Annotated in this window: 17 protein-coding genes; 6 read left to right on the top strand and 11 right to left on the bottom strand. The window is 70.3% G+C overall.

The window, feature by feature from the left end; all coding sequences use genetic code 11:
* Positions 1-18 precede the first annotated feature (18 nt).
* The 4 genes from AMK21_RS30475 to eccD form a co-directional block, all read right to left on the bottom strand.
* Entirely contained in the window at positions 19-1,398 is a 1,380-nt protein-coding gene (locus AMK21_RS30475; RefSeq protein ID WP_073882389.1) for a M16 family metallopeptidase, read from the bottom strand.
* Positions 1,395-3,608, bottom strand: coding sequence for a polyribonucleotide nucleotidyltransferase (locus AMK21_RS30470; protein ID WP_073882388.1), 2,214 nt, complete (start codon positions 3,606-3,608; stop codon positions 1,395-1,397). Before AMK21_RS30470 ends, AMK21_RS30475 begins: the two co-directional genes overlap by 4 nt.
* 313 nt (positions 3,609-3,921) lie before the next feature.
* Positions 3,922-4,212 carry a 30S ribosomal protein S15 gene (rpsO, locus tag AMK21_RS30465; RefSeq protein WP_003965855.1) on the bottom strand — a complete coding sequence of 97 codons (291 nt, stop codon included), beginning with the start codon at positions 4,210-4,212 and terminating at the stop codon, positions 3,922-3,924.
* Positions 4,213-4,407: 195 nt separating this feature from the next.
* On the bottom strand, positions 4,408-5,910 hold the full coding sequence (gene eccD, locus AMK21_RS30460; protein ID WP_073882387.1) for a type VII secretion integral membrane protein EccD: 1,503 nt from the start codon (positions 5,908-5,910) through the stop codon (positions 4,408-4,410).
* A 361-nt stretch (positions 5,911-6,271) separates the two neighbouring features.
* On the opposite strand from eccD, the gene eccCa reads away from it, so the two are divergent.
* Positions 6,272-10,246, top strand: coding sequence for a type VII secretion protein EccCa (gene eccCa, locus AMK21_RS30455; protein WP_073882386.1), 3,975 nt, complete (start codon positions 6,272-6,274; stop codon positions 10,244-10,246).
* 209 nt (positions 10,247-10,455) lie between these two features.
* Here eccCa and AMK21_RS30450 read toward each other — a convergent pair whose 3' ends face one another.
* The 7 genes from AMK21_RS30450 to eccB form a co-directional block, all read right to left on the bottom strand.
* Entirely contained in the window at positions 10,456-10,755 is a 300-nt protein-coding gene (locus tag AMK21_RS30450; protein ID WP_073882385.1) for a WXG100 family type VII secretion target, read from the bottom strand.
* Positions 10,756-10,789: 34 nt separating this feature from the next.
* Positions 10,790-11,152, bottom strand: coding sequence for a WXG100 family type VII secretion target (locus AMK21_RS30445; protein ID WP_073882384.1), 363 nt, complete (start codon positions 11,150-11,152; stop codon positions 10,790-10,792).
* A gap of 73 nt (positions 11,153-11,225) precedes the next feature.
* Entirely contained in the window at positions 11,226-12,479 is a 1,254-nt protein-coding gene (locus AMK21_RS30440) for a S8 family serine peptidase (protein ID WP_073882383.1), read from the bottom strand.
* Between the two features lie 25 nt (positions 12,480-12,504).
* Positions 12,505-14,184, bottom strand: a complete 1,680-nt coding sequence (locus tag AMK21_RS30435) for a WXG100 family type VII secretion target (protein WP_073882382.1) — start codon at positions 14,182-14,184, stop codon at positions 12,505-12,507.
* Positions 14,181-14,630, bottom strand: coding sequence for a hypothetical protein (locus AMK21_RS30430; RefSeq protein ID WP_073882381.1), 450 nt, complete (start codon positions 14,628-14,630; stop codon positions 14,181-14,183). The genes AMK21_RS30435 and AMK21_RS30430 overlap by 4 nt, the downstream gene beginning before the upstream one ends.
* Positions 14,631-14,779: 149 nt before the next feature.
* Entirely contained in the window at positions 14,780-16,045 is a 1,266-nt protein-coding gene (gene mycP / locus AMK21_RS30425; protein WP_073882380.1) for a type VII secretion-associated serine protease mycosin, read from the bottom strand.
* A 14-nt stretch (positions 16,046-16,059) separates the two neighbouring features.
* Positions 16,060-17,586 (bottom strand): type VII secretion protein EccB, encoded by a 1,527-nt coding sequence (gene eccB / locus AMK21_RS30420; protein WP_073882399.1) that lies wholly within the window; start codon positions 17,584-17,586, stop codon positions 16,060-16,062.
* Between the two features lie 182 nt (positions 17,587-17,768).
* On the opposite strand from eccB, the gene eccE reads away from it, so the two are divergent.
* The 5 genes from eccE (at position 17,769) to AMK21_RS30395 (ending at position 25,667) form a co-directional block, all read left to right on the top strand.
* Complete coding sequence (gene eccE / locus AMK21_RS30415; RefSeq protein ID WP_073882379.1) at positions 17,769-19,106, top strand: type VII secretion protein EccE; 1,338 nt, start codon at positions 17,769-17,771, stop codon at positions 19,104-19,106.
* 41 nt (positions 19,107-19,147) lie between these two features.
* On the top strand, positions 19,148-19,858 hold the full coding sequence (locus AMK21_RS30410) for a hypothetical protein (RefSeq protein WP_073882378.1): 711 nt from the start codon (positions 19,148-19,150) through the stop codon (positions 19,856-19,858).
* A 97-nt stretch (positions 19,859-19,955) separates the two neighbouring features.
* Positions 19,956-20,189, top strand: coding sequence for a DUF397 domain-containing protein (locus AMK21_RS30405; RefSeq protein ID WP_015611831.1), 234 nt, complete (start codon positions 19,956-19,958; stop codon positions 20,187-20,189).
* A gap of 329 nt (positions 20,190-20,518) precedes the next feature.
* On the top strand, positions 20,519-23,587 hold the full coding sequence (locus tag AMK21_RS30400; protein ID WP_073882377.1) for an SCO5717 family growth-regulating ATPase: 3,069 nt from the start codon (positions 20,519-20,521) through the stop codon (positions 23,585-23,587).
* Positions 23,588-23,783: 196 nt separating this feature from the next.
* Positions 23,784-25,667 carry an ABC transporter substrate-binding protein gene (locus AMK21_RS30395; protein ID WP_073882376.1) on the top strand — a complete coding sequence of 628 codons (1,884 nt, stop codon included), beginning with the start codon at positions 23,784-23,786 and terminating at the stop codon, positions 25,665-25,667.
* The last annotated feature ends 2 nt before the right edge of the window (positions 25,668-25,669 follow it).

Genomic DNA, 25,669 nt, shown 5'->3' with positions numbered 1-25,669 from the left:
CCTTAAGGGATTAAGGGATTAGGAGACCGCTTCGTGGAGACGGTCCGCCTGCTTGTCCTTGAGCGGGCCGATGACCGAGAGCGAGGGGCGGTGGGTGAGGAGCTCGCCCGCCACCTCCCGTACGTCGTCGGGGGTGACCTCCGCGATACGGGCCAGCATGTCGTCGACCGACATCTGCTCGCCCCAGCACAGCTCACTCTTGCCGATCCGGTTCATCAGCGCGCCGGTGTCCTCCAGGCCGAGGACGGTGGAGCCGGAGAGCTGGCCGATGGCGCGGGTGATCTCGTCGTCGTCCAGGCCGTGGGTGGCGACCCGGTCCAGCTCGTCGCGGCAGATCTTCAGGACGTCGTGGACCTGGCTGGGCCGGCAGCCCGCGTAGACGCCGAAGAGGCCGCAGTCGGCGAAGCCCGAGGTGTACGAGTACACGCTGTAGGCCAGGCCGCGCTTCTCCCGTACCTCCTGGAAGAGACGCGAGCTCATGCCGCCGCCGAGGGCGGTGTTGAGGACGCCGAGCGCCCAGCGGCGGTCGTCGGTGCGGGCGAGGCCGGGCATGCCGAGGACCACGTGGGCCTGCTCGGTCTTGCGGTTCAGCAGCTCGACCTTTCCGGCGGTGCGCAGGGTGCGGGAGCCCTCGCGGGGCGCCGTGGGAACGGCGTCCGTCCGGGAGAGGGCGCCGGCCTTCTCGAAGGCCTTGCGGACCTGGCGTACGACCGTGGCGTGGTCGACGTTGCCGGCGGCGGCGACGACCAGATGCGTGGGGTCGTAGTGCTTCTTGTAGAAGCGGGCGATCTGGCCGCGGTTCAGCGCGTTGATCGTGTCGACGGTGCCGAGGACGGGGCGGCCGAGGGGGGTGTCGCCGAGCATCGTGTGCGCGAACAGGTCGTGCACGCAGTCGCCCGGGTCGTCCTCGGTCATCGCGATCTCTTCGAGGATGACGCCGCGCTCGGCGTCGACGTCCTCGGGGGCGATCAGCGAGCCGGTCAGCATGTCGCAGACCACGTCGATGGCCAGCGGCAGGTCGGTGTCGAGGACCCGCGCGTAGTAGCAGGTGTACTCCTTCGCCGTGAAGGCGTTCATCTCTCCGCCGACCGCGTCGATGGCGGAGGAGATGTCGAGGGCGGTGCGCTTCGCGGTGCCCTTGAAGAGGAGGTGTTCGAGGTAGTGGGTCGCGCCGTTCAAGGTGGGCGTCTCGTCGCGTGAACCGACGTTGGCCCAGATGCCGAAGGTGGCGGACCGGACGGAGGGCAGGGCCTCGGTGACGATCCGCAGACCGCCGGGGAGGACGGTGCGGCGGACGGTGCCGATGCCGCCTGTGCCCTTGAGAAGCGTTTGGGTACGGGCGACGGCCCGCCCCTCCGAAGAGGGGCGGGCCGTCGTCGCGGAACTACGGGACGTCACTTGTCGGTGTCGTCCTTCGTCTCGTCCTCTTCACCCTCGATGACGGGGATGAGGGAGAGCTTGCCGCGGGAGTCGATCTCGGCGATCTCGACCTGTACCTTGGCGCCGATGCCGAGCACGTCCTCGACGTTCTCCACGCGCTTGCCACCGGCGAGCTTGCGGATCTGCGAGATGTGCAGCAGGCCGTCCCTACCCGGCATGAGCGAGACGAACGCGCCGAAGGTGGTCGTCTTGACGACCGTACCCAGGTAGCGCTCGCCGACCTCCGGCATGGTCGGGTTGGCGATCGCGTTGATCGTGGCGCGGGCGGCCTCGGCCTGCGAACCCTGCTGGGCACCGATGTAGATGGTGCCGTCGTCCTCGATCGTGATGTCGGCGCCGGTGTCCTCCTGGATCTGGTTGATCATCTTGCCCTTGGGGCCGATGACCTCACCGATCTTGTCCACGGGGATCTTGACGGTGATGATCCGCGGGGCGTTCGGGGACATCTCGTCCGGGACGTCGATGGCCTCGTTCATGACGTCCAGGATGTGCAGACGCGCGTCACGGGCCTGCTTCAGCGCGGCGGCCAGGACCGAGGCGGGGATGCCGTCGAGCTTGGTGTCGAGCTGGAGCGCGGTCACGAACTGCTTCGTACCGGCGACCTTGAAGTCCATGTCGCCGAAGGCGTCCTCCGCACCGAGGATGTCGGTGAGGGCGACGTAGTGGGTCTTGCCGTCGATCTCCTGCGAGATCAGGCCCATGGCGATACCGGCGACGGCGGCCTTGAGGGGCACACCGGCGTTCAGCAGGGACATGGTGGAGGCGCAGACCGAGCCCATGGACGTCGAGCCGTTGGAGCCCAGCGCCTCGGAGACCTGGCGGATCGCGTAGGGGAACTCCTCGCGCGAGGGCAGCACCGGCACGATGGCGCGCTCGGCGAGCGCTCCGTGGCCGATCTCGCGGCGCTTGGGCGAGCCCACGCGGCCGGTCTCGCCGACGGAGTACGGCGGGAAGTTGTAGTTGTGCATGTAGCGCTTGCGGGTCACCGGGGAGAGGGTGTCCAGCATCTGCTCCATGCGGAGCATGTTGAGGGTGGTGACGCCCAGGATCTGGGTCTCGCCCCGCTCGAACAGCGCCGAGCCGTGCACGCGCGGGATGGCCTCGACCTCGGCGGCCAGCGTACGGATGTCCGTGACGCCACGGCCGTCGATGCGGACCTTGTCCTTGATGACGCGCTCGCGGACCAGCTTCTTGGTCAGCGCGCGGTACGCGGCGGAGATCTCCTTCTCGCGGCCCTCGAAGGCCGGGAGGAGCTTCTCGGCGGCGATCTCCTTGACGCGGTCCAGCTCGGCCTCGCGGTCCTGCTTGCCGGCGATGGTGAGCGCCTGCGTCAGCTCGGAGGTGACGGCCTTGGCGAGCGCCTCGAAGACGTCGTCCTGGTAGTCCAGGAAGACCGGGAACTCACCGACCGGCTTGGCGGCCTTGGAGGCGAGGTCCGACTGGGCCTTGCAGAGCGCCTTGATGAAGGGCTTCGCGGCGTCCAGACCGGCGGCGACGATCTCCTCGGTGGGAGCCTCGGCGCCGTCCTTGACGAGCTGGATGGTCTTCTCGGTGGCCTCGGCCTCGACCATCATGATCGCGACGTCGCCGTCCTCCAGGACGCGACCGGCGACGACCATGTCGAAGACGGCGTCCTCGAGCTCGGTGTGCGTCGGGAACGCGACCCACTGGCCCTTGATCAGGGCGACGCGGGTGGCGCCGATCGGGCCGGAGAAGGGCAGGCCCGCCAGGATCGTGGAGCAGGAGGCGGCATTGATCGCGACCACGTCGTACAGGTGGTCGGGGTTGAGCGCCATGATCGTCTCGACGATCTGGATCTCGTTGCGCAGGCCCTTCTTGAAGGAGGGGCGCAGCGGGCGGTCGATCAGGCGGCAGGTGAGGATCGCGTCCTCGGAGGGCCGGCCCTCACGACGGAAGAAGGAGCCGGGGATCTTGCCGGCCGCGTACTGCCGCTCCTCGACGTCCACCGTGAGGGGGAAGAAGTCGAGGTTCTCCTTGGGCCGCTTGGAAGCGGTGGTGGCCGACAGCACCATGGTGTCGTCGTCCAGGTACGCGACGGCGGAGCCGGCGGCCTGCTTGGCCAGGCGGCCCGTCTCGAAGCGGATGGTGCGGGTGCCGAAGGTTCCGTTGTCGATAACGGCCTCGGCGTAGTGGGTCTCGTTCTCCACTAGTGATTTCTCCATACTCGTCGTCTTTCGTCCTGCCGCCCGTATGGCGGAGGACGGTGCGGGAGAAGCGCACCGTGTGTGCGGGCCGGTCTTCGATCGAAGCTCCCGGGCATGCTCCCGGGGGCCACTACCGAGGACCGGCGGCGGCGTCGCTGCGCCTCTCCCTCGTGTGTTGCGGTGGTGCGGTGTGACAGGTGGTGCGGTGTTACTGGTGTTCCGGTGTCCAGGTTACTGAGCTTGACACCGGTCGCGCACGTACGGCAAAGGGAGCGGTCCCCTCAGACGCGGGAACCGCTCCCTCTCCACGGCGTACTTACTTGGCGCCGCCGGCCGCACCGCGGCGGATGCCGAGGCGGTCGACCAGCGCACGGAAGCGCTGGATGTCCTTCTTGGCCAGGTACTGCAGGAGGCGGCGACGCTGGCCGACCAGGATCAGCAGACCACGACGGGAGTGGTGGTCGTGCTTGTGCGTCTTGAGGTGCTCCGTCAGGTCCGAGATCCGGCGGGAGAGCATGGCGACCTGGACCTCGGGAGATCCGGTGTCACCCTCCTTCTGGGCGAACTCGGACATGATCTGCTTCTTCGTAGCGGCGTCGAGCGGCACGCGTACTCCTCTTGGTGTTCGAAGCGCCCACGAGTGCCCCTGGTCTTGATCTCAGGGGAGCTTCCGTGACTCGGAGGCGAAGGTCCGATGAGCGCAGTCCCCAGAATGATCCGGAGAGGCGTACACAAACGGCCACTGGTCAGAGTACCAGCCATCGGGGTCACGCCCGGACGGTGGCCGCCGGAGGTCCGGTGATCAGCTGGTGAGGGCCCGGATCGAGCGGTAGACGTCGAAGACCGCCAGGCAGAGCGGCAGCAGGGTGAGCAGGACGACCGTCTCGGCGATCTCCAGGAAGCGCCCCCAGAACGGGGTCACCCCCTTGCGCGGCACGATCAGGCCGATGGCGGTGATCAGGGCCGCGACGCCCGCGACGGCGGCTGCGAGCCACACCGTACGGACGTCCAGGGCGGCGCCGTCCCCCCGCAGGGCGTCGCGCACCAGGGTGAGCGGCGGGTTGAGGGAGAGGCCGAGGCCCAGGAGGACGAGGGAGCCGAGGCCGGCGGCGAGGGTGCAGCCGACCTGGGCGGTGTAGCGGAACAGGTGGGCGCGCATCAGCATGGCGACCCCGGTGGCCAGGGCGAGCAGCTGGCCCCAGACGTTGTCCGAGAAGCCGAGCACCGCGGCGGCGGCCACGGCCACCAGTGCGCAGCCGCCGACCAGGCCGAGGAGCAGCTCGTGGCCGCGGCGCGCCTGGGCGGCGAGGCGTACGGCGTCGACCGGGCCCTGGGGCGCCGGCTCGGCGGTGCCGTAGTCGCCGACGGCGGAGCGGGGCGGTTCGAAGCCGATGGGGAGGCGGGCGAAGCGGGTGGAGAGGCCGGGCAGGAAGGCCAGGGCGCCCACGGCGAAGGGGGCACAGGCGGCGGCGGCCTCGGTGGGGGCCAGCTCCGCCGTGATCGCGATGAAGGTGACGACGAGGCCGGTGGCGCTCGCGAAGACGAACGCGACGAACGGTCCGTCGCCGCCGGGTGCGGTGATCATGAGGATGACCGCGACGACCAGCACGGCGGCGCAGGCGAGCAAGAACTGCAGCCGCCCCACGCCCTGGCCCGTGCTGAGCGAGAGCAGTCCGGAACCGGCGACCGCGGCGTTCACCATCGCGCCGGTGCCGAGCGCGATGGACGAGCCCCGGTCGTCGTAGACCCGTGCGCGGACGCAGGCGAGGGCGAGCAGGAGTACGGCGGTGACCGCGGCCAGGATGCCCGGCAGCCCGTGCATGTCGTGCCGGGGGTCGGCGGTCCAGAGCACGAAGCCGAGCAGGGTCAGCAGGACGGACCCGCCGAAGAGGCCGGCGCCGCGCATGAGCGAGTCGCCCCAGAGCGTGCGGTCCTTGGCCACGGCGGTGGCGACGGCGTCGGAGACGTCGTCGAAGACGGCGGGCGGCAGCGACTCGGCGAAGGGCCGCAGGGAGAGCAGCTCGCCGTCGAGGATGCGGTGGCCGGCGAGCGTGCGGGCGCTGTCCAGGACGGTGCCGTCGCGGCGTACGAGGTGGTAGCCGACCGGGGCACCAGGGGCGGGGCTCTGCCCGGAGAGCCGGAGGATCTCGGGGTAGAGGTCCGCGACGGGCACGTCCTCGGGCAACGCCACGTCGACCCGGCTGTCGGGTGCGACGACCGTGACCCGGCAGAAGCCCGTGCCGTTGCCGGACGGAACCCCGTGACTCGGCCGGCCGGTCGTGGTGGCTGCCGCTTGGGCCGTCATTGTCACCTGCTGCTCCCCCTGTTTGTTCTGGACTTCGGCTGTTCGGGACTTCGGCGCCGCTCTTGGATGTCCGCCTGATGTTCTTCGGCTTTCGGCGCCGCCCTGAGGCGTCCGCGGCCGTTCCGGAACCGCTGTGTGCCGTTCTGGAACTTCTGCCGGAAACACCCCTGAGGGCGGTGGATCCCGCCCCGCGTCCCGAATGACCGTGTTCTTGCGGTAGTTAGCGGATGCGTATACGCATCGCGACACCCTACCGCCAAGCGGCCCCCGCTCCGCCAGTAGGATCCATCCCGCGGATGGAGCCCGTCGCCACGGGGGCGCCGATAGGAACACTTCCGTCCGGCAAGGGAATTGGTGAGCTGTGAGCCAGATCGTCGTCAAGCGCCCACCGCGGGCCCTGCCCTCCGAAGTGCCGGTCGAGCAGGTGCAGTTGCAACCTCCGCCGGAGCTGCCCCGGGGCCAGCAGGAGGGCATGCTCATGCAGCTCCTGCCGATGCTGGGCATGGGTGGCTCGGTCGTCTTCTTCTTCATGACCCCGAACCCGATCATGCGGATCATGGGCGTGATCATGATCGCCTCCACGGTGGCCATGGCCATCGCCATGATGGTGCGTTTCCGGCGGGGCACCCAGGGTCAGCTCGCGGACATGCGGCGGGACTATCTGAAGTACCTGACGCAGACCCGGCGCACGGTGGTGAAGACGGCGCGCAAGCAGCGTGACGCGCAGTTCTACCTGCACCCCTCCCCTGAGCAGCTGTGGGCGCTCGTCGCCGAGGGCAGCCGGGTGTGGGAGCGGCGGGTCGCCGACGCCGACTTCGCGCAGGTGCGGATCGGTCTGGGCAGCCAGGAGCTGGCCACGCCGCTCGTCGCGCCCGAGACGGCGCCGGTCGAGGAGCTGGAACCGCTGACGGCCGGGGCGATGCAGCAGTTCCTGACGACGCACTCCACGCTGGACGGCCTGCCCATGGCCGTGTCACTGCGGGCGTTCTACCACCTGACGATCGGCGGCCACGCGGAGTCCGCGCGCTCCTCGGCGCGGGCGATGGTCGGTGCTCTGGCCTCGCTGCACTCCCCCGAGGACCTGGTGATCGGGATCGCCACGGGCGCAGAGGCGGCCCCGCAGTGGGAGTGGGCGAAGTGGCTCCCCCATGTACAGGACAGAAGCTCGACCGACGGTGCGGGCAGCCGGCGCCTGATCACCACCGGCGTCCTGGAGCTCGAACAGCAGTTGGCGGCGCGTCTTGACGGCCGCCCCCGCTTCCAGCCCGGCGGCCAGCCGCTCCTGGAGCAGCCGCACGTCGTCATCGTCCTGGATGGTGATTCGGTGCCCCCGATGTCGGTGCTCGCCTCGGCCGAGGGGCTGCAGGGCGTGACGGTCATCGAGGTCGTGCCGGGCGAGGTGCAGGGGGCGCGCGGCGGCCTCTCCGTCGCGGTGCAGCCGCAGTCGCTGCAGCTGGAGTCGGGGCAGGGGCTCGTCTACGAGGGGGTGCCCGACCTGCTGAGTTACGAGGCGGCGGAGGCGCTCGCCCGTCAGCTGGCCCCGCTGCACATGGCGACGGGCGGGGACGACGACGAGCCGCTGCTGGCCAACCTGGAGTTCACCGATCTGCTGAACCTGGGGGACGCGGCCTCCATCGAGGTGAGCCGGACCTGGCGTCCCCGCTCCCAGGCCGAGCGGCTGCGCGTACCGATCGGTGTCGGTGAGGGCGGCGCGCCGGTGATGCTGGACCTCAAGGAGGCGGCGCAGGAGGGCATGGGCCCGCACGGGCTGTGCGTGGGCGCCACGGGTTCCGGAAAGTCGGAGCTGCTGCGCACGCTGGTGCTCGGCCTCGCCGTCACGCACACCTCGGAGACCCTCAACTTCGTCCTCGCGGACTTCAAGGGCGGCGCGACCTTCGCCGGTATGGCGCAGATGCCGCACGTGGCCGCGGTGATCACCAACCTGGCGGACGATCTGACGCTGGTCGACCGCATGGGCGACTCCATCAGCGGTGAGCTCAACCGCCGCCAGGAGATGCTGCGCGACGCGGGCAACTACGCCAACATCCACGACTACGAGAAGGCGCGCGCGGCGGGTGCCCCGCTGCAGCCCATCCCTTCACTCGTCCTGGTGATCGACGAGTTCAGCGAGCTGCTGACCGCGAAGCCCGACTTCATCGACATGTTCGTGCAGATCGGACGCATCGGCCGATCGCTGGGCGTGCATCTGCTGCTGGCCTCGCAGCGCCTGGAGGAGGGGCGGCTGCGCGGTCTGGAGACGTACCTCTCGTACCGCATCGGTCTGCGGACCTTCTCGGCGGCCGAGTCCCGGGCGGCCATCGGGGTGCCCGACGCGTATCACCTGCCCAACGTGCCCGGTTCGGGGCTGCTCAAGTTCGGCACGGAGGAGATGGTGCGGTTCAAGGCCGCGTACGTCTCCGGGGTGTACCGGGCGGAGGGCCGGCCGGTCGCGTCGGGGGGCCCGCTGCCGGTGGACCGCAGGCCGGTTCCGTTCACGGCGGCGCCGGTGCCCGTGCGGTACGTGCAGCCGACCCCACAGGCCGGGGCCGGGGTGCCGGACCAGCGGGCGGGGGACGACGACGCGCTGGCGGACACGGTGCTGGACGTGATCGTGCGGCGACTGGAGGGGCGGGGTGCCTCCGCCCACCAGGTGTGGCTGCCGCCGCTGGACAACCCGCCGTCGCTGGACGAGATCCTGCCGGGGCTCTCGGCCGTACCGGGGCGCGGGCTGACGCAGCCCGGGTTCGAGGGGGCGGGGCGTCTCGTCGTACCGCTGGGCGTGATCGACAAGCCGTTCGAGCAGCGGCGCGACACGCTGTACCGGGACTTCTCCGGCGCGGCGGGCCACATGCAGATCACCGGTGGCCCGCAGTCCGGCAAATCGACCCTGCTCCGTACGCTCATCGCGGGCTTCGCGCTCACGCACACACCGCAGGAAGTCCAGTTCTACGGGCTCGACTTCGGCGGTGGCGGCATGTCGTCCATCGCGGGCCTCCCGCACGTCGGCGGGGTCGCCTCGCGGCTGGACCCCGAGCGGGTCCGCCGTACGGTCGCCGAGGTGTACGGCATCCTCACGCGGCGCGAGGAGTACTTCCGCAGCGCCGGCATCGACTCCATCGCCACCTTCCGCCGGATGCGGGCGCGCGGCGAGATCTCGGTGACGGACCAGCCGTGGGGTGACGTCTTCCTGATCATCGACGGCTGGGGCAACTTCCGTACGGATTACGAGGCGCTGGAGAACGTCGCCGTGGACATCGCGGCGCGGGGCCTCGGTTACGGCATCCACCTGATCGTCACCGCGTCACGGTCCATGGAGGTCAGAGCCAGCCTGAAGGACCACCTCATGAACCGTCTGGAGCTGCGGCTCGGCGACGTCATGGACTCCGAGCTGGACCGCAAGGTCGCGGTCAACGTGCCCGCAGGGGTGCCGGGCCGCGGGTTGACGCCGGAGAAGCTGCACTTCATGGCGGCGGTGCCGCGGATCGACGGCATCAACTCCGACAGCGACCTCTCCGAGGCGACGGCCGCGATGAACGCGGAGGTCTCCCGCCACTGGACGGCTCCGCCCGCACCACAGGTACGCCTGCTGCCGCGCTCCCTGCCGGCGAGCGAACTGCCGGCGGGCCACGCCGCACCCGAGCGCGGTATCGCCTTCGGCATCGACGAGAACAACCTCGCGCCGGTCTTCGTCGACCTCGACCACGACCCGTTCTTCCTGATCTTCGGCGAGAGCGAGTCCGGCAAGTCCAACCTGCTGCGGCTGGTCATCAAGCAGCTCACCGAGCGGTACGACGGCGACACCTGCAAGCTCTTCGTCATCGACAACCGACGCTCCCTGCTGGACGTGACCCCGGCGTCACACCTGGCGGAGTACATCCCCATGTCCAACAACATGGACCACCACATGGTCGCGCTGCACGACCTCATGAAGCGCCGCACACCGTCCGCCGACGTCACGGCCCAGGAACTGCGGGACCGCAGCTGGTGGCGCGGCCCGACGGTCTACGTGATCATCGACGACTTCGACCTGGTCGCCACATCGAGCGGCAACCCGCTGTCGTCCTTGACGGAGTTGCTGCCGTTCGCCCGTGACGTGGGCGTCCGCTTCATCATCGCCCGCAACACGGCGGGGGCGAGCCGGGCCCTCTACGACTCGTTCCTCCAGCGCATGACCGAGCTGGGCGCGCAGGGCGTGCTGCTGTCGGGCGACCCGATGGAGGGCGACATCCTCGGCGGCGTACGCCCGCGGCCCATGCCGGCGGGGCGCGGCCTGTTCGTCACCCGGCGGCGGGGGAACCCGCTGGTGCAGACGGGATTGGTGGACGGGGGGCGGTAGGCGGGGACTACGCCGCGTACGCGGGAGGGGGCGCTGGATGTCCAGCGCCCCCTCCTTCATCGGTCTTCATCGCTCGTCATCGCTCGTCATCGCCCGTCATCGCCCGTCATCGCCCGTGCTGACGTGCAGCGGACATGCATCAGGGTGGACACCTCCCGCGCGTGTCCACCCTGCTGTGCTGCTGTGCAGCCTGCTTCCAGCCGGATCGGCTACTGGAAGTTCGCTGCCGCCCGCTTGTCGCCGCTGCGGTAGGCCGTCTCCGCGTCGCGCACGGCGCGGGAGATCTGCGCGAGGTTCTCCTTGATGCCCGTCGCCTGCGTGTCCCAGCGGCCCTGCGCGGTGCGGTAGGCCGTCTTGGCTTCGCCCTCCCACAGCTCCGAGACCGAGGCGATCATGGTCTTGATCGCCCGGAGGTCCTGGTCGAGCTGCTTGGCCTGACGATCGATCGACGCGGCCGCGAGATCGAGGCTGGCATAAGTGACGACCGTCGTACCGTCGTTGGTGGCCATGTGGTCCTCCTTCAGTCGAGTTACGGAATACGGGTCAGAAGTTGTTCAGGTTCGAGGTCCGGGCCGTGGCCGCGGCGTCGCCCGAGTAGCCGTCGACGACGTCCACTCCCATGAGGGCGGCCTTGATCTCTTCCTCATTGTTGCCCGAAATGGTACGGGCGGCCTTGATGGCCTCCTGGAAGCGCAGCAGCTCGTTGCCGATGCCGACCATGTTGTTGTTGATCTGGACCTGCTTCTGATTGAACGCTCCGGCGCCGATGCCCTTCCAGGCACCTTCCAGGCTGTCGATCGTCGCGTTCAGCTGCTTGAGCTGACCCTTCACCGACTCGAACCTCTCGGTGAGGTCGCCCTCAAGCCTGAGTAGGGCTGCAGCTGAGACTTTCTGGTCTGCCGACATGGCTTTCCTTTCCTTCCGGTGGATTGTGCGAGCCGGCATGGTTCGCCGGCCGGTACATATGAGGAACCTGCGGTCAGGCCGCGCCGCGTCTGCGGACGACGGCGAAGACCACTCCCCCGAGGACGGCCACGCCTGCGATGCCGCCGACGATCAGGCCCAGGGGGGCACCATCGTCCGATGCCGCCTCGCTGTCGCCCGCCGCGACGGTCTCGTCGGCCTTGTCGGCCTGCCCGTTCTGGGCGGGCTGCTGGGAGGCGGGGGCGGAGGCTGCGGAGGAGGGGGCGGCTGAGGCCGGGGAGCCGCCGGTCCGCTCCTCGGTGAGGGGGCTGATGTCCGGGTCTCCGGGGTCACCCTTGCCCTTGAGGATGTTCATCGCGGGACGGATGAGGCCGTGGCCGAGGTACTTGCTGAGAGTGCCCTTCTCCCAGTCCCTTCCGGCCGTGTCGAAGAGGACGTTGAGGACCTGGTTGGCGGTCCAGTCTGGGTGGGCGGACCAGACCAGGGCGGCGGAGGCGGAGGCGATGGCGGTGGCGGAGCTGGTTCCGCCGTCTCCGTCGCAGTAGCTCTGGAAGGAGTTGTCGCACCACCGCGGAAGTGTCTTTCCGGGTGCAGCGATGTCTACTGTATTCCCGTTCTGCGAAGATTCCGCGACTTTCCCCTGCTTATCCGCTGCGGCGATACCTACTACCTGACGGTACGCTGCCGGATACGCGTCTCTGTTGCGCCCTTGACCATCGTTCCCGACCGCAGCGAAAAACAGTTTGCCTTTACTCTCTGCGTACTTGGCTGCCTCACGCTCCTGTTCCGTGGAGTACGGGCTGCTGAACGACATACTGATGATCTTTGCGTCGCTGTCAGCAGCGGCACGAATCGCATCCGCCCAGTCGTGAACGTTGGAGGAGTGCTTCTTTTGAAAGGCGCTGTCTCCAATACGCATCGGGATGATCTTTGCGCCCGGGGCGAGGCCCTTGATTCCGCCGCCCTTACCCGTTCCCGCAATCAATTCAGCCATCGTCGTGCCATGACCGCTGTAGTCGTCGTTCTCATCCCCCTCGACGCCCGTGGCATCGAAGCCCTTCAGCGTCTGGCCTTGCAGGGATGGAGTGGACGCATTGACACCCGTGTCGATGACAGCAAGTTTGATGCCTTCGCCGGTCGTAACTTTCCACATTTCCTCAGCCTGCATGGCCTTCAGGTACCACTGCTTGGACCGCACATCCGCTGCGGCGGCAGGCTGTGCCACGCCGACGACGACCAAGCTCCACGAAGCTGCCACAGCCAGTGCGCTGAGTACGCGCTTCTGGGGTCGGCCCATTCTTGCTGTCATTCCGACTTCCGAACCTTCCCTGGGCCTACTGCTCGACCACTGGCGGTACGGCTCCGCGCCGTCGGGCCGCCCATGTTTCTTCGTCTTCCGTCAGGTAGTCCGGACGAGTCGACCCGGTGTTCTCCTCGTCCTTCCGGTCAGTCTTCCGCCGACCGACAGGGCCACGGACAAGGCCCGCGCCACCGGCTGTGAAGCCCTTGGAGCCAGAGCCCGACATCCCCCGGGCAGCTCCGACCACTCCATTGGCACCCGTGACAGGCGCGCCACGCTGGCCGGAGCGCGGCACACTGCCACTCGCGCCGGGTCCGCCGATCACCGTTCCTCGCGGCACTCCACGAGCCCCGCCAGCCCCGGACGCACCGGAGATGGCCCGCTGCGGAGTGCCGCCCACGATGCCGTTGCCCTGTCCCGTACGAGAGCTGCCCGGTGCCGCTGTGCCGCCGTGGGCGGCCATGGGGCGGCCGCCCGTCACACCGGACTGCCCCGCCGTGGGCAGCTGTGCGCCTCCGCCGGAACGCCCCGTGGCTGATGGCCCACCGGCCATCGGGCTCCCCCTGCCAATAGGCGTGCCTGTGCCACCTCTTGCTGTTGGGCTAGCACCGGTGGAGGAGGCCTTGCCCAGACCTGCTCCGGCCTGGGTCGCAGACCGGGGCACAGCCGGCGAACCCGTGGCTCGCGAGGAGCCCGCCGACACCGAGGTGCCGACACCGGGCACCATTGGCGGAGTCGGTGTAGTGACCGGTGCCGAGCCGCCGGTGGCGGACGGGGTGGGAGCCGTGCCCGTGGTCATCGTAGGGGCGGTCGGAGTCGCAACACTGTTGATTTCTGTCGATGTGCTCTTGTCTAGCACGGGCGCCGATCCGAGGACTTCTCCCGGCATACGTCCGCTGGGTGAGGCCACTGCGCCGGATTCTCCTGGTACTGCGCGCACTGGAGTGACCGGTGCCGCGTTGCTACCCGAAAGATCACCACCACGTGCTGATGAAGGGCTTTCGGGCCGATACTCCGATCCCCCATCCGGCCTGGGCATGTCGACACCAAGCCGCTGATCGAACCGCGGCGGTTCCTGCCCCGCCAGTACCTCCTCCGACACCGCGTAGTACGACGCCAGCCGGTTGATCTGGTTGATGGCCTCCTGGCGGTTCTTCTCCACCGCGAGAGCGGCCGCGTACTGCGGGTTCGTCTCGGTCCGGGCCGGGAACAAGATGTCGTCCACGTCCGTCTGGATCATCCGCCGGTCGCGCGGCGGCATGGAATTGCGTACCGATGCCAGGCCGGTGCCGGCCACTGTGATCTGTGTGCCCGCCGCGTCGGCGAAGTCGCCGAGCTTGGTGGCGTGGGCGACCAGGCCCTTGCCCCATTTGCGGAAGGCCTCGCCGGAGTCGCCCTGCCAGTCGACGCCGTCGATGTGGTCGCCGAGCTCCTTCGCCGCGCCCCGGATCGCGTCCCTGGCCTTCCATAGCGCCTCGCCCGCGTTCTCCAGGTCCGCCGGGTTGGCGTTCTCCACCAGGTCGATGATGGCGTTGAGGTCGTGTCCCTCGAACGAGGTACGGCCTCCGGTGGCGCCGCCACCCGGAGCGAAGAGGCTCAGGACCTTCTTGCCCAGCTCCGTCGCGTCGGTGACGACCAGCTGGGTCCTGACGCGGCCTTCGTCCTGCTTCTGCTGTTCGGCAGGGGTCAGTTCCGGCTGCTTCTCGTCGCTCACTTCGCTCCCCACCCAGGTTCGAACCCGTCGTCGTCGTTGCGCTGCTTCTGCTTGACGGCTTCCTCGCGCTCCCGGTCCATCCGTGTCTGGATCTCGTGGAAGCGCCGACGCGTCTCGTCGTCCACGTTGTCGAAACCGACCGCCGCCGCGTGCACGCCCAGGCTCAGGTACTCGATCTGGTCGCCCAGCGACTTGGAGAGCGAGATCAGGGACTCGTGCACGCGGTTGTACTGGGTGTAGAGGCCGTCCGCCTCGGCGAAGCGGGCGTTCGGGCCGCTCAAGGAGGAGCGCGACACCTTCTGGGCCGCCACCTTCGACTTGCCGGCGGCCGAGCCCTCCAGGTCTGCGAGCAGGGCGTCCACCCGCTTCTTGAATGTCTCCAGCGCGCCTACGCCGCGCCTGAGGTCACCTGGACCGGTCACAATGCCGTCCTCCCCGTTGTGCATCCCCGTTTGCTCGGATCGTTCCGCGTTGCTATCGCACCGATGCGATCCGAGCCCATCTCATCCGGTAACTTTAGTCACTGCGTGGCGCCGGGCCAATTGGGTTGGCGGCCACGTGACTTGTCTCATGCCTTAGCCGAGGTTCCCCTCCGTCAGCCGCCGCCCGCGAGCCGCCTCTTGCGGCGTCTCGTGTCCCGTACGGCCACTGCCGCACCGGTGATGGCGGCGACCAGGACGCCGCCGCCCACGACGACGTACGTCGCGAGGCGGGCGTTGCGTTCGTCGGCCGTTTCCCCCAGGTGGAGCTGGGCCGTGGTCGGTGCTTCGCCTTTGCTCATGCCCTCGCTCGCGACCGGGCGCTCGATGGGCTTGTCGTCCTCGGTGAGGGCGCGTACCGGGTCGACGACGCCCCAGCCCACGTGGCGGTCGTGGCCCGCCACCGAGCGCTCCGCCGTCTGCTGCATCTGGGCCACGATCTGCCGCTGCGTCCAGCGAGGGTGCTTCGCCTTGATCAGCGCGGCGACTCCGGCGACGTACGGGGCGGAGAAGCTGGTGCCGTTGTCGGCGCAGTGGCCGCCGCCGGGGACGGTGGAGATCATGTCCACGCCGGGGGCGGCGATACCGACGAACGGGCCGCCCTGGGAGAAGTACGCGCGTTCGTTGTTCCGGTCCGAGGAGGCGACGGCGAGGACGCCCTCGTAGGAAGCTGGGTAGGTCAGCTTCGCTTTGCCGTCCATGCCGTCGTTGCCGGCCGAGGCGATGACCACGATGTCCTTGGCCAGGGCGTGGTCGACCGCCTGCTTCAGGCGCGGTGTCGGCGCGACGGCGTCGGCGGTGTCCTGGGAGATGTTGATGATGTGGGCCTCCGCCTCGTCGGCGGCGTAGCGGATGGCCCTGGCCAGGGACTCCGCCGTTCCGTTGCCCTCGGCGTCGTTCTGCTGGATCGGGATGATCGTCGCGTCCGGGGCGAGGCCGGCGAAGCCCGTGCCCTTCGCCTCGCGCGCGGCGATGATGCCGGCGACCTTGGTGCCGTGGCCCACCGTGTCCGTGGTGCCGTTCTCCTTGCCGCGTTCGACCTTCCTGCCGTCCTCGGTCTTGAGGTCCTTCGGCAGGAAGTTCCGGCCCGCCTTGACGTCCACGGCGGGGGTCAGTTGGGGGTTCTTCACGTCGACGCCGGTGTCGATGACCGCCACCCGTACCCCCTTCCCGGTGGACTGCTTCCACAGCTCGTCCATGAGGACGCGCTGCAACGACCAGGGGCGGCCAGGGTACTTCTTCCCGTCGAACGTGCACTGGGTCGTGTCGTCCGCGGCTGCCGGAGGGGCCGGCAGGGCGACGAGGAGGAATCCGGTGGCCGCCGCTGTCGTCAGGAGGTGCCTGGTCGCGTGAAGCAGACGCGTGGGCGTGGGGGGCGTCATCGGCTTACCGCTCCTCACGAACCCTGCGGCTGGCTCGCCGCGCCCGTCGAGAGCCGCGGGCCCGTCGGCAGGAAGGTGGACCAGGCGGCCGGGACGGGTGTGGGGTCGACGTCCTTGTAGCCGAGGAGGTTCTGGGCCTGCTGGGCCTCCTGCCGGCGCGCCTCCCGCTCCTTCTTCGAGCCGGACGCGCCGATGCCGGAGTCGTCCTGTCCGCTGTCGCTGTTGGACTGCATCGCGTAGCGCAGTCCGGTGTCGGTGACCAGGAAGAGGAAGCCGACGTCGGTCTTGGAGCCCTGGAACTGGCGGAAGAACTCGCCGGATCCGGGGGTGACATAGGCGCTGGAGGAGCCGGTGGGGAGCGTCGCCGGGAAGCTCGTACCCACCCAGGTGGAGAGGGTGGTGGCGCCGTTGTCGGCGTCGACGTCGCGCAGGACGTTGCACACGGTGTTCCGGCTTCCCTTCGTGACGTCGGGGGAGTTGACGGCCTTCGCCTCGTGGACCGGCCAGTCCAGCTCCGCGCCGAAGGCCCGGCCCGGCGAGAACGCCGCGGCGCCCACCGGCTTCACCTGGCCGGCCTGGCCGAGCTTGTCCAGGTCCCGGCTGCTGAGCAGGAGCTTGGCGATGAAGTCCGAGATCGGGGCGACCCTGCCGGGGAGGACGACGTACTGCTGGGTCCTGGTTCCGGCGGTGGCGGCCAGGACCATGCCGACCCTGTTCGCGTCGGTGTCCAGGGTGCCCGGGACGTTCGCGGGGTCGCCCGGGACCCCGTCCAGGGTCGGGAAGGTGATCCGGTCGCCCTGGTGCAGCGTCGCCAGCCACGCGGCGGAGACCCGCTGGGGCTTGGCGTTCGGGTCGACCAGGGTGCGCAGCAGCAGTTCGTCGTTGGGGACGGGGTACGCCTTGCCCGTGGCGTCCACGAGGTGGCGGGTCCGGTCGGGCCCCTCGACGTACATCACCTCGCCGCCACGCAGCTTCGCCTTGCCCTCGGTCTTCTCCTCCTCGCGCTCGGCGAAGACGAAGGCGGCCTTCTGGATGGCCCGGCCGCCCTCTCCGGGCTGTTCGCAGACCGCCCAGCGCTTGGCGGATCCGGCGTCCTTGGGGTCGGGCAGCCGGTCGGGGGCGTACGGGATACCGAGCGTCGCGCCGTGCGGGATCGTGCCGTTGTCCAGCACCGATTCGTCGACGTTGACGACCTTGCCCTTGTCCTGGGCGAGCAGGAGCTTGGCCGAGGACATGTTCAGGACGGGGTGGAGCTGCTTCTTGCCGCCGGTCGTCAACACCACGTAACGGGTGGTGGACTTGCTGGCGATGATGACGTTCTCGTTGGGGGTGTCCCAGTCCTTGGGGGCCACCGGTTTGAACATGCCCCAGGCGCCGAACACGGCGAGGACGACGACGCCGATGATCGCCCCGGGTACGACCGCGCGCAGGGGGCGCGGTGCGCCTTCCTCGGAGCCGGTCGGGTTGGGTTGCAGGAACTGTGCGATCAACCTCCGCTTCGCAAAGGTGTAGGCGTTGAGCTCGTCCCGCCGTGATGCCATGTTCCGCTGCCCCTTCTCCCCGATGGTCGACCAGGGTGCCACACGCACCGTCGGCCCCTGGTGTCGCACCGGGCCCCTACTATGCCCCCAGGGGCTCGGCCCCCACTGCTCAGGTAGGGTGACCACCCGGTCAACACCCGTGCAAAAAACGGTGAATACGGACACGAGGGGGCAACGCGGCAATGGGTGCAGCTACGCGAGAGCGTACCGGGCGGTCCGGCCGCAGAGCCTCCGGACCTTCCCGTCGGCAACGCAGCAACGAGCCGGCCGCCACAACCCCTGCCCCGACGTCGAACGCCCCCGCGGCGACCACCCTGCGCGCTACCGCGCGGACCGGCCGCATCCGGCCGCTGCGGCGGCAACTGGTGATCATCGAGGCGGCGCTCGCGGTGGCCGTGGTGGGTGCGGCGCTCGGCGGTGCCTGGCTGGTGCCCGCCGGTGTGCTCGTCGTGCTGCTGGTGCTGCTCGCGGTGGTACGCCGCCGGGGCCGCGCGCTCCAGGACTGGCTGTCCAGCGCCCTCATGCTCAAGGCCCGGCGGCGGGCGGCGGCGCCGGGCGTCGACGCGGAGCCGATGCTGGCCCCGGTCGCGGAGAACGTGCCCGGCTTCGGCCCCCACATCTACGTCGACCGGAACCACCGCACGGTGGGCATGGTCGGCGACGGCACGTTCCTGACCGCCGCGGTGCGGGTGGAGGCGAGCGGTGAGGCGCTGCGGCCCGCGTTCGGCGCCCGCTCGCTCCCGCTGTCGCTGCTCGGTGACGCCCTCCAGGTCGACGACATCGTGCTGGAATCGGCGCAGTTGGTGCAGCAGGTACGGGCCGCTCCCGCCCCGCATCTGCCGCAGCAGTCGGTGGCCCGCCTCTCCTACGCGCCCCTCCAGGACAAGACCGGGGCGCCCGCCCTGCGGATGACCTGGGTGGCGGTGAAGCTGGACCCGGAGCTGTGCCGGGAGGCCGTCGAGGCGCGCGGCGGCGGGCTCGAAGGGGCCCAGCGGGCTCTGGTGCGGGTCGCGGACCATGTGGCGAGCCGGATCACGGGGGCCGGGTTCCGGGCCGTCGTGCTGGACCAGGACGAGCTGAACTCGGCGGTCGCCACGTCCGCCTGTGCCAACCCTCTGCTCTCGGGGCGCGCCGGGCGCCCGGACGCGGCGCCCCAGCGGCGCACGATGGAGACGTCGCGGGTCTGGCGGTGCGACGACCGGTGGCACACCACGTACGCCGTGGACCGCTGGCCCGAGTTGGGTCGGGGAGCGACGCCGCTCCCGCAGCTGGTCGCGCTGCTGACGTCGGTCCCCGCGTACGCCACGACCTTCAGCCTGACCGTGCGGCGCGGTGCGCGGCAGGGTGAGACGAGCGTCAGCGGCCACGTCCGGGTGACGGGCGGGTCGGACACCGAACTGGTCGGCGTACGAAGGACGTTGGAGCAGGCTGCCCGGCACGCGAAGGTGGGTCTGGCGCGGCTGGACCGCGAACAGCTGCCCGGCGTGCTGGCGACGCTCCCCCTCGGAGGGGCCCAGTGAGAAGCGGATCGCGGAGAGGCGGAGCAGCAGTGGCGCGTGGTGTGACTGAGCGGACCGGGGCCAGGCGTGGACTGCTCGGCCCCCGCCACGCGGGCCACACCGTGCCCACCGACCACCTCGGCGCCCTGTCGCTCCCGGTCGGCGACGACGGCGTGATCATCGGCAACGACGCGGAGGGGCGCCCGCAGCTGATCGGGTTCCACCGCCCGGTCCCGTACGACGTCACGTTGATCGGCGGGCTGTGGACGGCGCAGGTGCTGGCGCTGCGCGCCGCGGGCACCGGTGCGCGGGTGGCGGTCGAGACCGGCCGGGTGCAGGCCTGGACCACGCTGGCGCAGGCGGCGGGCGCCGGCCTCGAGTGCGTCTCCCTGTACGACGTGGGGCGGGTCCCGCCCACGGGTGCCACGGTCGGCAGCCCCGTGGTGGTCATCCGCGACTGCGGCATGCGACCGCCCCGCGGCCGGGTGATCTCCTCCCCCTGGCAGTCCGTACTGACGCTGCTCCCCTATCTCAGCCCCGTGGCACCCCGCTTGATGCGCTCCTCGGCGCTCGTGGGCATCCAGCGGGTCTCGCCCGACGAGGCGCAGCAGATCGGCCGGATCCTCGGGCTCGCACCCGCCGAGAGCGAGGCGCTGCCGACGCTGGCGGACGGTGTGACGCTCTGGGTGGCGGGCCGCGACCACCACTGGGTGATGACGAGTGCGACGGACGCGGAGACGGGTCTGCTGGGTACAGCTCGCCGGATGGACTGATTCCTCTCCCGTTCGCCCCCCATGTGCCCCTCCGGCCAGGGAGCATGGACCACGCAACGACACACTGTTCGACAGTTCGATCGGAAGGGACGCCGGCATGGGCACCCAGCAGGAAAAGGACGAGCTCTACGCTCTCGACATCTCGGGCGTGGAATGGCTGAGCGCGCCCGGCACCGAGGACGTCGAGGAGCGGGTCGAGATCGCGCATCTGCCCGGGGGCGCGGTCGCCATGCGCTCCTCCCTGGACCCGGACACCGTCCTGCGGTACACCGAGGCGGAGTGGCGCGCGTTCGTCCTGGGCGCCCGCGACGGTGAGTTCGACCTCAAGTAGGCGACGTACGCGGTACGAGGGTGGCGGCCGGGCCTGGCCGCCACCCTTCGTCATGTCGGTGCATGTCCAGAATCGACCGCCTCTCTCCTCCACTTCTGCCGCACTCGGTTCGCCGGTGAGCGGCAGGCGACCCGGGGGGCGCTCTTCGCCGTGCGATACGGCCTGCCGGAGTTCGCCCGATGGCGATTAGGGTGGGTGCGGCGCGGCAGAAGAAACCTGCGAGCGGGTTGTGCGCGTCGCAAGGGGGAGAGCCGGGCGTACCGGGCCCAATGAGACCGGTCGCCCCACCCACCACGGCACAAGGGTGCTCGACCACACCAGGAGGCATAGTGAACAGCGATCGGGACGAGATCCGCGGCGGATGGAACACGCCCGTCGACGAGTCGTCCGACGCGGATCCCGCCGAGATGACGGGTGAGTTCACCATCGACTACACCCCTCCCGCCTGGTACACGCAGAACGCGGCGGGGGACTCGTCGGGAGGCGCGGGCTCGCACCTGGCGCCGCCTCCGCCGCCGCACGGGGCCCCGGTGTCCGTGCCGGAGCAGCCGTCCCAGGGCGGGTTCGACCCCAACTGGGCCCCTGCTCCTCCGGCACCGCCCGCCCCCGCGGATTCCCCCGTCGAGCCGGCCGCTCCGGAGGCGCCCGCTGCCGCCGCCGATCCGGTCGGGCCCGTCGTTCCCGGTGTGCCGGCCGTTCCGGCCGCCTCCGCCGATGCCACCGGTGACCCGGGGCCGTTCGGGGGCGGCGATGTGGAGAGCGGCGCCACGATGCGGTTCTCCCCGGCCGCCCTCAAGCGGGAGATCGCCGAGCGCGAGGCGGCGGCTGCTTCCGCCGCGGATGCGGAGGCGGACTCCGGCCTGTCCGGTACGGAGCCGGGTTCGGCTTCCTCCCGTACGGAGTCGAGCTCCACGGACGCCGACGGTGCGGACGCGGGTTCTACCGCCACCGGCCACGACTCGGGCACGCGCACGGACACGGGCGGCGAAACGGACGCACCGGCCGTCGCGGACACCCCGAAGCCCGCAGCCTCCGCCGACGTGGCGGACCCGGCGGACGCGGACGACCGCGCGGACGTCGGTGGGGACGGTGGCCGCTCCCCCGATGCCGAGGCAGGCCCCCAGGCCGGCGCCGACCCGCTGGACGCCGCTCCCCAGGACGCACCGCCCGCCGCCCCGCCCGGACCGCAGGTCTCCGCCGCGCCGGTCCCGTGGTCCGCGCCCGCCGAGGGTGGCGCGCTGCCGCCGCTGCCGCCCGCCTTCCAGCCGGCGGCCCCGCAGCCCACCGCCCCGCAGCCCGCGGCGCAGTGGCCCGCCCCCGTGCCGCCCCACGAGGCCCCCGGCGGTTACGGCTTCCCGCACGCGGCCCAGCCGCCGCAGGGACCTCAGCAGCCTCACGCGCCGCAGCAGCCACAGCAGTTCCCCGGCCAGGGCCCCCAGGGCACCCCCCTGCCGCCCCAGGCCCCCCAGGGCTCGGCCGGCTACGGCTTCCCGCAGCAACAGCCGCACCACCAGCTGCCCCCGCAAGGTGTCCAAGGCGGCTACGGCTTCCCGCAGGCCTCTCCGCCCCACGCCCCCAACGCACCGCAGCAGCACCAGCAGGGCCAGCAGCCCGCCCCCTTCCCGGCGCAGGCCACCCCCAACCTGCCCGCCCCCGTCGCCCCGGCCACCCCCCAGCAGGGGCAGCCGTACCAGCAGCAGGGACAGCAGCAGGGTCAGCCCCAGCCGCCCCACGCCCAGCAGCAGGGCCAGCAGCCGGGCCACCGAGGCAGCCCGGACCAGCCCGTCGACCCCCGCGCGGGCGGCGCCTGGCCCACCCCGGTCACCCACGACCAGCGCGAGCGTTCCGTACCGGGCGCGCCGCTCGGGTACACGGCAGCGGTCGAGCTCTCCTCCGACCGGCTCGTGAGGGGCAAGCAGAAGGCGAAGAGCAGCCGTAACCCCTCCGCCGCCTCCCGGTTCAAGCTGGGCGGCAAGAAGGAGGAGGCCGAGCGGCTGCGCAAGCTGGAGCTGATCCGTACGCCGGTGCTCTCCTGCTACCGGATCGCCGTCATCAGCCTCAAGGGCGGCGTCGGCAAGACCACGACGACGACCGCGCTGGGCTCGACCCTGGCCACCGAGCGGCAGGACAAGATCCTCGCCATCGACGCCAACCCGGACGCGGGCACGCTGGGGCGCCGGGTACGGCGCGAGACCGGGGCCACGATCCGGGACCTGGTCCAGGCGATCCCGTACCTCAACTCGTACATGGACATCCGGCGGTTCACCTCGCAGGCCCCCTCCGGGCTGGAGATCATCGCCAACGACGTGGACCCGGCCGTCTCCACGGCGTTCAACGACGAGGACTACCGGCGCGCGATCGACGTGCTCGGCAAGCAGTACCCGATCATCCTCACCGACTCGGGCACCGGCCTCCTCTACAGCGCCATGCGTGGCGTGCTGGACCTCGCCGATCAGCTGATCATCATCTCCACGCCCTCGGTCGACGGTGCCTCCAGCGCCTCCACCACGCTGGACTGGCTCTCGGCGCACGGGTACGCGGACCTGGTGCAGCGTTCGCTCACCGTCATCTCGGGGGTCCGCGAGACCGGCAAGATGATCAAGGTCGACGACATCGTGCAGCACTTCGAGACGCGCTGCCGGGGAGTCGTGGTCGTCCCGTTCGACGAGCACCTGGCGGCGGGCGCCGAGGTCGACCTCGACATGATGCGGCCCAAGACGCGTGAGGCGTACTTCAACCTCTCGGCCCTCGTCGCGGAGGACTTCGCACGCGCCCAGCAGCAGCAGGGGCTGTGGACGGCGGACGGCCAGAACCCGCCCCCGCAGTACGCCCCGCCGATGCCGGGCCGGCAGGGCTACCCGGCGCAGGGCCAGCCGATCCCGGGGCAGCAGGGCCAGCAGCCCCACGCCCCGCACCAGCCCCAGGCGCCGCACCTGCAGCCCTACCCGCCGCAGCAGCCCGGCGGCCCCGGCGGCCAGCAGCCGTACGCGCCCCAGCAGCCCGCCCCCGGCCAGCACTACCAGCCGCCGCAGCAGCAGCCGTACCCCGGCCAGCAGGGTCACCAGGGCCAAGGCCAGCCGATGCCGGGTCAGCAGCCCTACCCCGGACAGCAACCCCAGCCGCCGTACGGGGGATATCAGCCGGGCACTGCCCAGCCCCCGCAGCAGCCCTATCCCCCGCACCCGGGCCCGGCCGGACAGCAGAGCGGGTGGCAGCAGGCGCCGCACGCGCAGGCCCAGTCGGGTGGACCGGCCCCGGCCGCGCCCCCGCAGGGACAGCCGGGCGGTCAGCCGGGTGGTCAGGACAACCCGGCAGGCCAGCCCGATCTGCAGGGTCCGGTGGATCCGGCCGGGTGGCAGCAGGGGCCTCCGCAGCCGCCGCAGGCCCCTCACCAGTAAGGCGTTAGAGGTCTAAACCAATAAGGGCCCGCACCGCTCGCGCGGTGGGGGCCCTTTCGGGTATTTCCGCAGCCCACACGCGGTTTGACTGACCGTTGACGAGCCTCGCGACCGCTGATAAACCTTCGCTTCACCAGCTGGCGAACCAGAGATCAACCCGCCTTCTCAAGCGAGTGATGACGCGAGGTCCCCGTCCATGGTCACAAGAGTCTCCTCCCGCACCCTCCGGCCCGGCAGGCGTCCGCGTACCCTGCTGGCCTCGGGCGCGGCCGCCCTGGCCCTCACCGCCGGGGCCGTCGTCCCGGGAAACCCGCTCGCGCCCGCGCCCTCCGAGGCCCGCGCCGACGACGGGAAGACGACGCTCACGCTCACGGTCGCCGTCGCGCAGAGCGTCGACTCGTTGAGCCCGTTCCTCGCCCAGCGGCTGCTGAGCACGAGCATCCACCGGCTCATGTACGACTACCTGACCAACTACGACGCCAAGGACAACAAGGCGATCCCGGGCCTGGCCACCGCGTGGGAGCCGTCCGCGGACAAGCTGACGTGGACGTACACGATCCGGCCGGACTCGAAGTGGTCCGACGGGCAGCAGGCCACCGCCGAGGACGCGGCCTGGACGTTCAACAAGATGATGACCGACGAGGGCGCCGCCACCTCCAACGGCAGCTTCGTCGGCAACTTCGAGAAGGTGACCGCGCCCACCAAGGACACGCTGGTCATCCAGCTCAGGGAGCCGCAGGCCACGATGGCCGCGCTCGATGTGCCGATCGTGCCCAAGCACGTGTGGGAGAAGGTCGAGGACTTCGCCAAGTTCAACAACGACAAGGACTTCCCCGTCGTGGGGAACGGCCCGTTCATCCTGACGGACTACAAGGTCGACAGCTATGTGAAGCTCAAGGCCAACAAGGACTTCTGGCGCGGCTCGCCCAGGTTCGACGAGCTGGTCTTCCGCTACTACAAGGACCAGGACGCGGCCGTCGCCGCTCTCCGCAAGGGCGAGGTGTCCTTCGTCGCGGGCAGCCCCAGCCTGACCCCGGCCCAGTCCGCCTCGCTGGAGAACGCCCCGGACATCAAGGTGAACGACGCCCCGGGCCGGCGCTTCTTCGCGCTCGCCGTCAACCCCGGAGCCCGTACCAAGGACGGGAAGAAGTTCGGCGACGGCCACCCGGCGCTGCTGGACCAGAAGGTGCGGCACGCCCTGTTCATGGCGGTGGACCGCAAGACGATCATCGACAAGGTCTTCCAGGGCCACGCCGTCGAGGGCGAGGGGTACATCCCGCCGCGCTTCTCCGACTACTTCTGGAAGCCCTCGGACGGCCAGAAGCTCGCCTACGACCCGGCGAAGGCCGCCGCCCTGCTGGACGAGGCCGGGTACAGGAAGAACAGCGCGGGCAAGCGCGTCGGCAAGGACGGCAAGCCGCTGGACTTCCGCATCCTCTGCCACGCCACCGACCCGAACGACAAGGCGATCGGCAAGTACCTCCAGGAGTGGTGGGGCGAGCAGGGCATCGGGCTGAAGGTCGACTGCCTCGACAACGTCTCCGACCCCTGGTACGCGGGTGAGTACGACCTCGCCTTCGACGGCTGGTCCGTCAACCCGGACCCCGACTTCGTCCTCTCGATCCACACATGTGCCGCGCTGCCGTCCAAGGCGAAGGAGTCAGCCGCGACGGACAACTTCATCTGCGACAAGCAGTACGACGAGCTCTACAAGAAGCAACTGGCCGAGTACGACCCCGCCAAGCGGGCGGATCTTGTGCGGCAACTGGAGTCGCGGCTGTACGACACCGGGTACATGAACGTCATGGCGTACCCGAATGCCGTCGAGGCCTACCGCACCGACCACATCAAGTCCATCACCACCATGCCGGCGGCCGCGGGCAACATCTACGGCCAGGACGGCTACTGGAGCTGGTGGTCGGCGGTCCCTGCCGCAGGGGCATCCTCGTCGTCCTCCTCCGACTCCGGTGGCTCCTCCACCGGGGTGCTCGTCGGGGTCGGGATCGCCGTCGTCGTCCTCGCCGGTGGCGGACTGCTGTTCGCCATGCGTCGCCGCTCCACCGCGGAAGACCGTGAATAGTC

The organism is Streptomyces sp. CB00316 (genome assembly GCF_001905595.1).
In the GTDB taxonomy this organism is placed as follows: domain Bacteria; phylum Actinomycetota; class Actinomycetes; order Streptomycetales; family Streptomycetaceae; genus Streptomyces.
Note: the sequence above shows the minus strand (reverse complement) of the source record. Positions and strands in the feature narration are given on the sequence as shown.